The following is a 13,562-nucleotide window of genomic DNA, read 5'->3' on the forward strand; positions in this document are numbered from 1 at the left end:
AATGTTTGAAAAGGAATATGATGTTATTGTAGTTGGAGGAGGCCATGCTGGCGCGGAGGCAACTGCCGCAGCGGCAAACATGGGCTCAAAAACACTGTTGGTTACAATGAACCTGCAGACCATTGGACAGATGTCCTGTAATCCTGCTATGGGCGGAATAGCCAAAGGGCAAATAGTTCGTGAGATTGATGCACTTGGAGGATATAGCGGAATCATTACCGACAAGTCAGCCATTCAGTTTAAGATGCTCAACAAGTCAAAGGGACCTGCCATGTGGAGCCCAAGGGCACAGAATGATCGTATGCGTTTTGCTGAGGAATGGCGGTTGGCTTTGGAGAATACACCCAATGCGGATTTTTATCAGGAAATGGTTTCCGGGTTGTTGGTTGAAGGTGACAAGGTTGTTGGAGTACGAACTTCTCTTGGCATTGATATTAGGTCAAAGGCTGTTGTTTTAACAAATGGCACTTTTTTGAATGGCTTGATCCATATCGGAGAAAAACAATTTGGAGGAGGTAGAGCAGGGGAAAAAGCCGCTACTGGAATCACCGAACAGTTGGTTGATTTTGGTTTTGATAGCGGCAGGATGAAGACCGGTACACCACCACGAGTTGATGGGAGGTCTTTGGACTATTCTGTTATGATTCCACAACCCGGTGACGCCAAACCCGAAAAGTTTTCTTATTTGCAGACCCCAGTTTTGACAACTCAGCGTGACTGCCATATGACCCACACAAGTGCTTTGGTTCATGATTTATTGCGCGAAGGTTTTGATCGTTCACCGATGTTCAATGGGAGAATTAAAAGTATTGGGCCGCGCTATTGCCCATCAATTGAGGATAAAATAAACCGTTTTGCGGATAAGGATTCGCACCAAATTTTTGTGGAACCAGAGGGCTGGCACACCGTTGAAGTTTACGTAAATGGATTCTCAACCTCTTTACCGGAGGATGTTCAATACAGGGCTTTAAAATCTGTAAAAGGATTTGAAAACGTCAAATTTTTTAGACCAGGCTATGCCATCGAATACGATTATTTTCCACCTACACAATTAAAGCATACCCTCGAAACCAAATTGGTCAACAACCTATATTTTGCCGGTCAAATCAATGGGACCACAGGATACGAAGAAGCTGCCTCCCAAGGATTAATGGCGGGTATCAACGCTCATTTAAAAATCAATGAAAAGGAACCTTTTGTGCTGAGAAGGGATGAGGCTTATATTGGGGTTTTAATTGATGATTTAATTACCAAAGGAACCGAGGAGCCATACCGTATGTTTACTTCAAGGGCTGAATATAGAACCCTGCTTCGTCAAGACAATGCAGATTTACGACTTACACCGAAAGGTTATGCCATTGGTTTGGCCAAGGAAGAACGTATGCGTAGAATGGAGAAGAAACAGGAAAAGGCCGAGAGTTTTGTTTCATTTTTTAGAAAGACAAGTTTTGATCCAGAAGAAATCAATCCTATTTTAGAGTCTTTGGATTCGGCAACAGTTCGTCAATCCGATAAACTTTTCAAGGTCTTTTCACGGCCAAAAGTAACCATGGATCACATGCTTCAGTTAAACTCAGTTTCGGAGTTTGTGGAAGAAAATGAGCTGAATTCTGAAGTGATGGAACAAGCCGAAATAGAGGTGAAGTATTCAGGTTACATTGAAAAGGAGAAGAACAATGCAGATAAACTTCAGCGCTTGGAAGGTGTTCGAATTCCAGATGGTTTTGATTATGCCAAGCTCAAATCCCTTTCTTTTGAAGCACGCGAGAAGTTGGAATCCATCCGCCCCGTAACCATATCCCAGGCATCACGAATTAGTGGTGTTTCTCCTTCTGATATTAGTGTTCTTTTGGTCTATTTAGGTAGATAAATTACTTTTTTGTTCCACGTGGAACGTAATTCAAATCAACACTTTTTGGTCTATTCAGCAATTTGATTTCAAACTTTGGCTCACTTCATCAAGAATATGACAAATGGGTTGTTTGGGGAAATGTATTATTTCAAGGGATGTAGTTTTACCCTATCTTCGAAACCAGAAAAGCGAATACTTGGTCACACACAATTATAATGAAGTTGTATTTAAAAACTAAAGACTATTCTGTTTCGGGTGAATCTTTTGAATTATGGCAAGATGATGTTTTGGACATGTTGGCGACACGGCCACAACCGGAAGACTCATCACCCTATTATGAAAGTGAAGAATACATTTCACATACAGATGCCAAAGAATCCTTTACAGATAAACTCTATCAGGCCGTAAAGCGAAAAAACCTTTCAAATAAGATTCAACTAATTGAAAGTCAATTAGATAGCTCTGAATCTTTATTGGATATCGGAGCTGGAACCGGGGATTTTCTGCTGAGCGCCCGGAAAGTGGGGTTTTATGTGGTGGGTGTAGAACCCAATGCTAAGGCAAGGGAACTTGCAGCAGGTAAAGGAGTGGAATTGAAAGCGGAATTGCAAGACATAATAAATCAAAAGTTTCAGGTAATCACCCTTTGGCACGTTTTGGAACATCTTCCCAATTTGGAGGAACAGATCAATAGAATAGTTTCCTTGTTGAAAGATGACGGGACATTGATTGTTGCTGTTCCTAATTTCAAGTCGTATGATGCCAAACATTATGGAAGTCATTGGGCAGGATACGATGTGCCCAGACACCTGTGGCATTTTTCCAGAACAGCCATAGCCAAACTTTTTGATAAACATAAAATGGAAGTTGTTTCAATTCGGCCTATGTGGTTTGATGCGTTTTATGTTTCCATGCTCTCCGAAAAATACAAAGGGAATAAATTGTATTTGATCACTGCTTTTTTTGTCGGATTGTGGTCCAACCTTAAAGGAATCTTCACCAAAGAGTATTCTTCCTTGATTTATGTTCTAAAACGAAGGAAATAGGGCTTTATCTCGTCGCCATTCAATTTAATGCCATCAAGTAGCACAAAGCCCTTTTGGGAAAAAGAAACGCTCGTAGAGCCCTGTTTCTGAAAGCCAATAGAATAGATAACATCAATTATAAAGGCCAGAAAGAATAGTTTATCGCAATGGTGGCGGTTTTTACTTTTTTCAGTTCACAAAAAGATAATGGCCCGCATTCCAAAAGCTTTCCTATTTTTGCGCATCAGTAAAAAGACAAACATGAAAAAATTTATGGTACTCGCTATTGCCCTGATTGCAATGGCATGTCAGCAGAATAAGATTGGATATGTGGACAGTGTAAAGTTGCTGGACGGCTATCAAGAGAAAATTGATGTGGAAGCCCGCTTCAAGACCAAGGCAGACGCCATGACCAAAAGGAGGGACAGTATTTCACAAGCGTTCCAAATGGAGCTACAGGCCTTCCAGACCAAGGCAGAAAGAATGTCCCAACAGAATGCCCAGGAAGAATATGGGCAATTGCAGCAACGCGGCCAGTTTATCGGTCAGCAATTGCAACAAGAAGAACAACAATTGCAACAGACCAGTCAATCTGAAATGGACACCTTGGTGAAAAAGGTAAAAAAAGAAATCCAGGAATACGGCAAGGCAAATGGCTACACTTATATTTTGGGTGGCGGAGATGGTGGTGCCGTGCTGTATGGAGAGGAAGCCCAAAACCTCACAGATGTAATTCTAAAGATATTGAACGACAAGTACGAGAAGTAAGCTCAAAACAATGTACAAAAGCCCACTCAAAAAGAGTGGGTTTTTTATTTCCCAAATATGGTTGAGAAATACACCCAAAGCACAAAAAACAATTGCAAGGGAACCCTAAACCAAAGGTAGGATATCCCGGGGCCATCTAACGCTCCAGTTTGATAATTGATGTGCCCAATAGCAGATCTTATGTTTATTGGCAGGACAAGGATAAAAAACACGATCAACATCCAGGCAGAGGCATATTTATATTGCGGAAGAACCAATCCAACTCCCAAAGCAATTTCCACCAGACCTGTAATTAATACAAGTTCTTTCTTCATGGGAAAAAAATCAGGTAGCATAGTGCTCATCCCCTCTGCAAAAGCAAAATGTCCAATGGCGGTAAAGACCAACATGCAAGCCATGGCTATTTGGGCGGAAAGACGATAGTTAACCTGACCCGCCACCAATTTCAATAGCAGGGCGCAAACTATAAAAACAACAACCAGAACAAAAAAGGGCTTCATTACTTTGCTTTTTGGGCAAAGCTCTTCAATTGAGGCATTGCAAACAATGAACCTGGGTTAAGAAATCCGTTTTCGGATACGGCTCAATGCCTGAGGCGTGACACCAATGTAGGAAGCAATATATTTCAATGGAATTTCACGAATCAACTCTGGACGCTCCGTGAACAATTTTAGATACCGTTCCTCCGCCGTATCCAAAAGCAGGGAAAGTTCTCGTTTGCACTTTTTTAAAAAGAGTTCCTCACTGGCTTTTCTCCCAATACGATCACCCACCTGTGAAGTATTGTACACCTCCTGAAGATCATTATAGGTCAACTGCCACAGTACAGTCTCGGTAATGGTTTCCACCGCATAATTGGAAGGCATTTGTGATATAAATGAATCGTATGCACTTATAAATGATCTACTAAAAGCAAAACCGAAGGTAAGTTCGCCATCCGCCAGAGGAACATATTGGCGTACAATTCCTTTTGATATAAAGGAAAGATGGTTCTCCGTTTCTCCTTGGGAGAGCAGAATGGATTTCTTTGGAAAGCAATGTTGGGTCAATTTGGAGGAAAAGATATCCCAATCAGGAGAAGAAATCCCGAAATGTTCCTCAAAATAGTGTTTGATTTCTTCCAAAATTGATTTTAAGGTTAACGGATTTATGTACGTTTTCCTGTAGTAGCCTACATTACAAATCGATTGGTATCGCAATTAAAGTCACCAATAAACCTTTCTTCTTCCGTAAAATTTTCACAATGTTTATCAATAGCGGTGAACTCCTTTGCAAATTGATTTCGGAAATTGTCCCTATCTGATATTGAATTCCAAAAGTCAACCGTTACAAACCGCAGTGGATTTGAAGCATCTTGATGAAGCTCGGTTAGAATATATCCATCAGCTTTTTGGAATAATTGAACCCAATCGCCCGTTGAACCGTACACGTTCTTGAATTCTTCCAGATATTCCTTCTTAACTACGTATTCCCAAATATATACAAAGGGTGTTGTTGCCATAAAACAGTGTTTCTACTAATAAGTTTAGCAATTATTGCATTAAATAGACCAAGAACACAGTAGGAATAAGATATACAACAATGGTTTGGGCCCCAACATAATCTTTAGCCACACGTTGACCCAAAAGGAGCATTAAAAGCGTAAGGGCGGCAAGAATGGCCCCAAAAAAACCAATGGAGCTTTCACCTTCCACCACAAACTGAACAATCCCCACCGCAGAAAGAACCCCGGACATGATTTCCATAACCAGCACAATTCCCAACAAAACGGGCACGCTTCCCTTAAATGGAGTCTTGGAAAAATGGCCACTGAGCCACTCCAAATTGCCTTTCCAATCCAAGACCTTATCAATGCCGCTCTGTAAAAAGGTGATGGTCAAAAAAGCCAGTAGCAGAATTTCTGTGGCATTTGATAATAAATTTTCCATAGTCCAGTATATTTTTAGGCTGCTTTGGTATGCAAAAGCCTTGTAAGTTTAATCGATAGATCCGTAAAGATAATCTTGGAATTACCGTTACGTTCCACGTGAAAAATGGCCTTTTCCAACTCTTCCACAATATCCAAAATATTGTTTTCGTGCACAAAAGGCGCAAACTTGTTCAGGTCAAAACCTTCCACATGAACTTTGGTATAGACCAGATTGTGGGCTTTGTAATTGAGCAGCAGTGCTTGGCGCATCAAGGTAAGGCAGTAGTTTAAAAACTGCTTTTGCACCTCCCGGCCCGTTTTGGCCACCTCATCGCTCCATAAAATCAATTCCTGAATGGCCCCTTTGTTGCCTTTCGCTTTAAAAGCGCTACGGACCCACTGCACAAACCAACGTTCAAACACCAAATCCTCGGAATCCTTGTTCATCAAATCCAAAGCCTTGTTGAAGTTGCCATTGGCCTCCTGCGCTATGTTGTGTGCCACACTTGCGCTTGCACCCCTGTTGACCAGCTCGTCCGTAATCACCTGTTCGGTCAAAGGCGGAAAGTGTAAAATCTGGCATCGGGAACGAATGGTGTTGATGATTTGCTCCTCTTCTTCAGCCAGCAAAAGCAGAACCGTTTTTTGTGGTGGTTCTTCAATCAGTTTCAAGAGTTTATTCGCAGCAGAAAGGTTCATTTTTTCGGCCATCCAAAGGATGAGCACCTTATAGCCCCCTTCATAGGATTTTAAGGACAACTTTTTTACCATATCCTGGGCTTCGTCCACCCCTATCTGCCCTTGTTTTTTTTCTATGCCAATGTGTCGATACCAATCAAAAAGATTACCATAGGGCTGCTCTTTTACAAATTGTCGCCATTCTTCCAGATAGTGGTCGCTCACCGCATGCGACTTCACCTTATCCGAATTGGAAACCGGAAACGCAAAATGCAGATCAGGGTGCGTCAACGAATTGCATTTGGTATTGCAAACGGTATTTTCACCCTCGTTTTCGCCACCGGTGTTGCCGCACAACAAATATTGTGCATAGGCCAAGGCCATGGGGAGCACCCCAGAACCTTCGGGCCCCACAAACAATTGGGCATGTGCCACCCTGCCCGAGTTGGCGGTGGTCACCAAATGGTTTTTGATATGTTCCAGCCCTAAAACATTTTTGTACAGCATAAGCCAAAGATACATTTTTTAGCTCGCCCGTCTTTGTGACGATTTTTTTGGAAAACGTCAAAAATATAACCCATGTAACAAGACCAAAAGACAGGAAATCTTTACTTTTGAGCTTCTTATAAAGACACACTGCATGAAGACGATAGACGATTACAATTTTGAAGGGAAGAAAGCATTGATCCGTGTTGATTTCAACGTTCCTCTGGACGGTGATTTCAATGTCACGGACACCAGTAGGATTGAAGCGGCCAAACCCACTATTTTAAAAGTTTTGGAAGATGGTGGTTCTGCTGTTCTGATGAGCCATTTGGGAAGACCAAAAGGAAAGGTCAACCCAGATATGTCCCTTTCCCATATTGTTGAAACCGTTTCTGAAATCATAGGAGTGGAAGTAAAATTTGCCGAGGATTGTGTGGGAAAAGTTGCCGATGATGCCGTTGCGAAACTGGAAGATGGTGAGGTGCTTCTGTTGGAAAACCTTCGGTTTCATAATGAGGAAGAAGCTGGTGATAAAGCTTTTTCTGAAGCTTTGGCCAAACACGGTGATATTTATGTGAACGATGCCTTTGGAACTGCTCACCGTGCTCATGCCTCAACCACCATTGTGGCCCAATTTTTCCCGAACAATAAGTGCTTCGGGTATCTGCTGGCCAAAGAAATTGACGCCATTGCCAAGGTAATGCAGACAGGGGAGAAACCCATTACGGCTATTTTGGGAGGAGCAAAAGTGTCTTCCAAAATTACCATTATTGAGAACATTTTGGATAAGGTGGACAATCTCATCATTGGTGGGGGTATGACCTATACTTTCGTTAAAGCAAAAGGCGGCAAAGTTGGGGATTCCATTTGTGAAGATGATAAAATGGACTTGGCTTTGGATATCCTAAAACATGCCGAAGCCAAAAATGTAAAAGTGTACCTGCCTGTTGATGTTTTGGCCGCCGATGATTTCGACAACAACGCCAACACCCAATTTGTGGATGTGGACAAAATCCCTGATGGATGGCAAGGTTTGGACGCCGGACCAAAAACCCTGGAGATTTTCAAACAGGTTATTTTGGCCTCCAAGACCATTTTGTGGAACGGCCCGGTAGGTGTTTTTGAAATGGAAAACTTTGCCAATGGAACCATCGCCGTAGGGAATTATATTGATGAAGCCACCCAAGATGGTGCATTTTCCCTTGTGGGCGGTGGAGATTCCGTGGCCGCAGTGAAGCAATTTGGCTTTGAGGACAAGGTAAGTTATGTGTCCACCGGAGGAGGTGCCATGTTGGAAAGCCTTGAAGGTAGAACCCTGCCGGGAATCGCTGCAATATTGGACTAGTTTATACGTTATGGATTATTGGGGAAGGAGTTAAAATTCAACACGTTTTACACCCGAAATTTTATTATTTCAGAAAAAAACGCCATTTTAGTTTGCCCCAAAAACCAAACCTTGTCCAAATGAACCAAAAATTGAACACAGCTGTCTGCGCAGCGCTTCTTTTTGTAGCCTCAATGGCGACTGCCCAAGAAATTGATTCCATTCAATTGGCAGACCAGGATTCCACTTTGCTACAAACAGATGAAACCAGGGAAATCAGTATTACAAGCGTTAGTATTGATGGCAGGCCCATAGAATTGCAGACCAACAAAAATGGGGAGTTTCAATTGTTGGATTTGGAAGAGGCACATCGGTATGATAGTCTTTGGTTGAAAGAGCTTCACAGTAGCGCACAGTTGTTCAGTGATATGCTGCTTGAAATTCAGAATAGTTCTGAGAATGACTCCATCATTGTTGTGGATTTACCCACAGATACCTTAAAGGCCCGTTTGGCCCGGATGGATGAAAAGACCCCGTTCAATATCACCTACAATCCTTCTTTGGAGAGTGTGATCAAATCCTTCTTGACCCGAAGAAGAGATTTAATGCAACGGATGATGACCGCCAGCCAATTCTATTTTCCATTGTTTGAACAGGAATTGGACAACCATGATATCCCCCTTGAAATTAAATATTTGGCTATTATTGAATCGGCCTTGAATCCAAGGGCAAGATCAAGGGTGGGCGCCAAAGGACTTTGGCAGTTTATGTACAGTACGGGAAAAATGTACGGATTGGACGTGAGCAGTTATGTGGATGAACGCCACGACCCTATTTTGGCAACAAAAGCGGCCAGCAAATACCTTTCCAAATTGTATGAAATTTTCAACGATTGGGATCTGGCCTTGGCAGCCTACAATTCAGGTCCGGGAAATGTGAACAAAGCCATCCGAAGGTCTGGAGGATATGAAAATTATTGGAACATTCGCCCATTTCTTCCACGTGAAACTGCAGGCTATCTTCCCGCATTTTTGGCCACGATGTACATTTTTGAATATGCCGAAGAACATGGACTTCAATACAAAAAGGCGGACAGGCCTTATTTTGAAACGGATACCGTTCATGTTAAAAACCTCATCACCTTTGATCAAATAGCCAAGTTGGTCGATATCAGCACCGAAGAATTGGAGATGTTGAACCCCGCCTACAAATTGAATGTCATCCCCAAAGTGAAAGGAAAGGATTATGCCCTTCGTTTACCAAAGGCCAAAATTGGAAAGTTTGTGGCCAATGAGGAGCAGATTTATGCTTATGTGAAAAAGGAAATGGATTCTTTGGAAAAACCATTACCTCAGATGATAACGGCCCAAGACCAAATTCGTTACAAAGTAAAGAGCGGGGATTATTTGGGTAAAATAGCGGAACGTTACGGCGTGGGCGTAAGCCAGATTAAAATGTGGAACGGATTGCGGAGCAATAATCTACGTATTGGACAACGGTTGACCATTTTCCCGAGAAAGCCTTATATCCCAGAAAAATCTGTGGCTAAATCGAGCACTTCAAAGTCAGCCTCTGGGGCGGTGGCAAGCAACTCCAAAACGCATACAGTACAACCTGGCGATTCACTCTGGACGATTTCCAGAAAATATCCTGGAGTTTCCATTGAAAATTTACGAGAATGGAACGGTCTTAGCAGCAATAACCTAAAACCGGGCACAAAACTTAAATTGTGCGATTGTTCTTCGTAAATTTAACTCGATATGAAAAAATTTGGAACACTATGTAGTGCCATTTTGGTAATGGTACTATGGTCTTGTAAGGATTCAGGACCGAAACAAAGATTTCTGCCACCATCCACAGGAGGTGTTAACTCATTAATGGTAGTAATGGACACCGAGCTATGGCAAAGTGATGTTGGCGATAACATTAGGGAGCATTTTGCGGCGCAGGTCTTGGGTCTCCCACAACCCGAACCCATTTTCACCATTGTACAAGTTCCTCCAAAAGTATTTAAGGGCACAACAACCTATTCCCGGTCAGTTTTATACGTGGAACAAGATTCCTCCTCATTGGCACACATTAAAACAGACGCATATTCAAAACCCCAAAAGGTGGCGGTGGTCACTGGACAAACCCACGAGGTGTTGAACCGGAATCTGGATTCTCTGGCACCGAAAGCCATTGAGGCGTTCAAACAAATGGAAATAGCCGAGGCCCAAAAACGATTTGAACGTTCACTGAACAAGGACAAGGCTTTGGAAGAAGAGTTTGGCATAAGCATGAAGGTTCCATCATTGTATAAAGTGGGCAAGCGGGACAACAAGTTTGTATGGATGGACATTCAGATTCCAAAAGGGACCATGAACATCATTGCGTATGAAATGCCAGAAAACAGCTTTTCCAACGATTCCACCTTTGTGGAGGATATTGTAAAAATGCGTGATTCCATTGGAAAGAAATACGTTCCCGGTCCTTATGAGAACACATATATGAAAACTGAAATGGCTTTTGCGCCCTATGTTTTCCCCACAGAAATTGGAGGAAAAAAAGCTGCGGAGGTCAGGGGGATTTGGGATATTCAGGGATACCCGATGGCTGGGCCATTTTTAACCTACATCATCAACGATGAGGAGCATAACAGAAAGATGGTTTTGGAAGGGTTCACCTTTGCACCATCAGCCGAAAAAAGAGACTATATGTTTGAGCTTGAAGCCATCTTGCGAACCGTAGATTTTAATACAACAGCAGCGGATTAAGAAGACACATGGACCTAAGCAAAAAAGCCCGGATATCCGGGCTTTTTTGTTCTTTAAATACTTATGTATTTGGGGCGTTAGTCAAATGCGAAGCCGGTAGCTATTCTGTACACAAAGGCGTAGAGCACAATGAAGAACATGACAAAGCTAAACCAAGCAAATATTTTAAAGTATTTCTCTAGAATAATATGTCCTAAGTTGCGAAATCCTTCAAGATAGATTTCTTTAACAAGTAAAAGTTTTTTCATAAGTCAGTTTTTAAGATTTAAAGACAATACAAAGGTTGGGTTTTGGGTAAGGAGAGTAAAAACAATAGGACAAAAAGCACCAAAACAAGGACAAAAGCTATTCTGAAAATATAGGTTTCCATAAAGGCACTTCTTTCATCGATATATGGTTCATTGTAGTGAACGGTTCAGCTGTTTGAATTATCGATGAAATGCACAAAGGGAGAATGAAAGCACAAAAAAACCCCTTGGAAGGGGCTTGGTTCTTATTGTGACACGATGATAAACTCGGAGCGGCGGTTTTCCTGATGTTTGTCCGGAGGACATCTATGGCCGTCTGCACAATTGTTTAGCAAACGTTCTTCCCCATATCCAATGGCGCTGGCAATTCGTGATGGGTCAATGCCCTGGGAAATAAGATAGTCCCTAGTGGATTTGGCGCGCTTGTCCGAGAGGTATTTGTTATAGGTCTTACTGCCGATTGCATCGGTATGGGATTCAATCTTAATGATCATGTCCTCATATTCATTAAGCACGGCCACTAATTTGTCCAGCTCTTGGGCGGCTCTTGGTTTAATGGCAAAACGGTCAAAATCAAAATAAATGGCATCGGGCTCCAAACTCACGATCTTCTTCTCTTCATCAATGATTTCCTTGAGCGGCTGTAAGGACTGATTTTCCTCAATAGCTATGTTGTCCTTTGTACGTATGTCCGAATTGTTTTCAAAATAGCCTTTCTTTGAGATTTTGAGCAGGTAATCCGATTTTGATTCGAGACCTTCAAAACGATAGTTTCCATCAGCATCGGTATTCACTTCGGCCAAAAGAAGCTTGTCTTTGTTGTACAGGACCACTTGGGCGCCCTCTAGCACCTCCCCGGAGGTGGCATCCTTGATTGTGCCGGAAATGGCATTGTGGTTTTCTATAGCGATAAAGGAATAAATATCATCATCGCCCTTGCCCCCTTTTCTATTGGAAGCGAAATAGCCTTTTTTGCCAGAACTGTCCACAATGTAGGAGAAATCATCCCTACTACCATTAATGGGCTCGCCAAGATTATACACTATCCCAAAGGTGTCGTTGTCGTAATCGGCTTTATAAACGTCCAGACCACCAAAACCCATAGCCCTATTGGAAGAGAAATAAAGTGTATTTTCCGTGATGTAGGGAAACATTTCCTTGCCGTTGGTGTTGATGCCTCTCCCCAAGTTTTTTGGTTCGGAAAACGCTCCATTTTCCAAAATATCCACTACATAGATGTCCGTTTCACCGTAACCTCCCGGTTTATCGGAGACGAAGTACATCTTTTTGCCATCTGGACTTATGGAAGGATGCCCTGTTGAATAGTTTTCGCTATTAAATGGAACCTCAACAGCATCGGCCCATTCGCCATCAATTAATTTGGATTGGTAAATTTTCAGGTGGTTGATTCCGTTTTTTCCCCGTTTTAACCTTTTGCCATAATTGTTTCGGGTAAAGTATATGGTCTTTTGATCGGGGGAAAAGGCAACGGAGGCCTCGTGGTATTTTGTGTTGATTTTTCTCGAGAATTTCTTGGCGCCAAATAAATCCCCACTATCGTCTTTGGTCTTGGCCACATAAAGATCTAAAAAAGGCTGGTTGGTCCACCGATAGCGCCTTGTGGTCAAGAACGATGAATCTTGGGCCGAAGCAAAGACCACTTCGGAATCTTTGTGGAACATTGGGGCAAAATCTGAATATGTGGAGTTAATGGCCAAGTTTTTTATCTCAACCAAGGCTGTACTTTTCCATGTGGGCGGAGCAACGTTTTCCAGTTCGTTTAGGGGCTCCTCCCTTTTTTGACGGAATAATTTGGTAAGTTGGGCGGCCCGACGGTATTTGCCAGTACCCTTTAGGGTATGGGTATACTTAAAAAAGCGATCTTCTGTGATTTGTTCGGGAAAAGTCTGGTTGAGCTCGTGGTACCATTTATAGGATTTTTCCAAATTTCCGCTGTAGTAATGCGAGTCACCGGCTTTGGCCAAAAGCTCGAAGGTATGTTTTTCGTTGCTTTTTTCAAGGACAATGTCATATATACGCGCCGCTTCGGCGTACCACATTTGGTCAAAGTACTCGTCCCCTTTTTTGATGAGTTTGGCGGCCACTCCTTTTTTTCGAACGTACTGAATAAGTTTTTTGTCGCTAAGACCATCCAGGTGTTTCACCAAATCGCTCTGTGGAGCCGTATTTGCGTTGTTTTGGGTAGAAGAAGAAATATCATTGTCCTGATATTGCAAAAAAGTGACCTCTTGGGATTGGATTCCAAGGGCTATCAACATAAAAAAAAGCAAGATCGGTTTTTTCATTACCACTCCTTCTGCACAAATAATCAGCTATTGATTACTTGGAGGCTAAGCAAAGAGAGCTTAACGTCAGTTTCAACAGCTAAAATAGGATAAGATAAAGGGGATGGTAATTTTTTGTTGTGAAAGGGAAGATTTCTGGCGTGTAGGTTAAAAAAATGTGGTTCTTTATCGAAAAGCCCTTTGGTTATAAGGCTTTCTAAAGGGACTTAC

At 42.3% G+C, this 13,562-nt stretch carries 13 protein-coding genes; 6 read left to right on the plus strand and 7 right to left on the minus strand.

Going from position 1 to position 13,562, the window contains the following annotated elements; genetic code table 11:
• Position 1: 1 nt before the first annotated feature.
• The 3 genes from mnmG to FG28_RS06290 all read left to right on the plus strand — a co-directional run bounded on the left by mnmG (position 2) and on the right by FG28_RS06290 (position 3,645).
• Entirely contained in the window at positions 2-1,870 is a 1,869-nt protein-coding gene (gene mnmG, locus FG28_RS06280) for a tRNA uridine-5-carboxymethylaminomethyl(34) synthesis enzyme MnmG (RefSeq protein WP_036380887.1), read from the plus strand.
• Positions 1,871-2,067: 197 nt separating this feature from the next.
• Positions 2,068-2,898: a class I SAM-dependent methyltransferase gene (locus FG28_RS06285; protein WP_036380890.1), complete on the plus strand. Its 831-nt coding sequence runs from the start codon at positions 2,068-2,070 to the stop codon at positions 2,896-2,898.
• 240 nt (positions 2,899-3,138) lie between these two features.
• A complete protein-coding gene (locus FG28_RS06290) occupies positions 3,139-3,645 on the plus strand; it encodes an OmpH family outer membrane protein (RefSeq protein ID WP_036386230.1) in 507 nt (168 codons plus the stop codon).
• Positions 3,646-3,689: 44 nt separating this feature from the next.
• On the opposite strand, the gene FG28_RS06295 is transcribed toward FG28_RS06290, so the two are convergent.
• From FG28_RS06295 to FG28_RS06315, 5 genes are read right to left on the minus strand one after another with little or no spacing between them, the layout of a single operon-like run.
• Positions 3,690-4,145, minus strand: coding sequence for a membrane protein (locus tag FG28_RS06295; RefSeq protein ID WP_036380891.1), 456 nt, complete (start codon positions 4,143-4,145; stop codon positions 3,690-3,692).
• 57 nt (positions 4,146-4,202) lie between these two features.
• The gene (locus FG28_RS06300) at positions 4,203-4,769 is read right to left on the minus strand and encodes a Crp/Fnr family transcriptional regulator (RefSeq protein ID WP_036380894.1); all 567 of its coding nucleotides are present in this window, start codon (positions 4,767-4,769) and stop codon (positions 4,203-4,205) included.
• Between the two features lie 47 nt (positions 4,770-4,816).
• The gene (locus FG28_RS06305) at positions 4,817-5,146 is read right to left on the minus strand and encodes an antibiotic biosynthesis monooxygenase (RefSeq protein ID WP_036380897.1); all 330 of its coding nucleotides are present in this window, start codon (positions 5,144-5,146) and stop codon (positions 4,817-4,819) included.
• Positions 5,147-5,177: 31 nt separating this feature from the next.
• Complete coding sequence (locus FG28_RS06310; protein ID WP_036380899.1) at positions 5,178-5,573, minus strand: hypothetical protein; 396 nt, start codon at positions 5,571-5,573, stop codon at positions 5,178-5,180.
• 14 nt (positions 5,574-5,587) lie between these two features.
• Positions 5,588-6,739 carry a DNA polymerase III subunit delta' gene (locus tag FG28_RS06315; protein ID WP_036380900.1) on the minus strand — a complete coding sequence of 384 codons (1,152 nt, stop codon included), beginning with the start codon at positions 6,737-6,739 and terminating at the stop codon, positions 5,588-5,590.
• A 133-nt stretch (positions 6,740-6,872) separates the two neighbouring features.
• On the opposite strand from FG28_RS06315, the gene FG28_RS06320 reads away from it, so the two are divergent.
• From FG28_RS06320 to FG28_RS06330, 3 genes are all read left to right on the plus strand, one after another.
• Positions 6,873-8,063, plus strand: a complete 1,191-nt coding sequence (locus tag FG28_RS06320) for a phosphoglycerate kinase (RefSeq protein WP_036380902.1) — start codon at positions 6,873-6,875, stop codon at positions 8,061-8,063.
• A gap of 119 nt (positions 8,064-8,182) precedes the next feature.
• The gene (locus FG28_RS06325) at positions 8,183-9,790 is read left to right on the plus strand and encodes a lytic transglycosylase domain-containing protein (RefSeq protein WP_036380905.1); all 1,608 of its coding nucleotides are present in this window, start codon (positions 8,183-8,185) and stop codon (positions 9,788-9,790) included.
• 12 nt (positions 9,791-9,802) lie between these two features.
• Positions 9,803-10,798, plus strand: coding sequence for a DUF4837 family protein (locus FG28_RS06330; protein WP_036380909.1), 996 nt, complete (start codon positions 9,803-9,805; stop codon positions 10,796-10,798).
• Between the two features lie 77 nt (positions 10,799-10,875).
• Here the strand turns inward: FG28_RS06330 and FG28_RS21085 are convergent, their stop codons facing one another.
• Together FG28_RS21085 and FG28_RS06335 are read right to left on the minus strand one after the other, a co-directional pair.
• Positions 10,876-11,046 (minus strand): DUF6747 family protein, encoded by a 171-nt coding sequence (locus FG28_RS21085; RefSeq protein ID WP_316930851.1) that lies wholly within the window; start codon positions 11,044-11,046, stop codon positions 10,876-10,878.
• A gap of 245 nt (positions 11,047-11,291) precedes the next feature.
• The gene (locus FG28_RS06335; RefSeq protein ID WP_036380912.1) at positions 11,292-13,352 is read right to left on the minus strand and encodes an OmpA family protein; all 2,061 of its coding nucleotides are present in this window, start codon (positions 13,350-13,352) and stop codon (positions 11,292-11,294) included.
• Positions 13,353-13,562 lie beyond the last annotated feature (210 nt).

This window comes from Muricauda sp. MAR_2010_75, from assembly GCF_000745185.1.
Taxonomy (GTDB): domain Bacteria; phylum Bacteroidota; class Bacteroidia; order Flavobacteriales; family Flavobacteriaceae; genus Flagellimonas.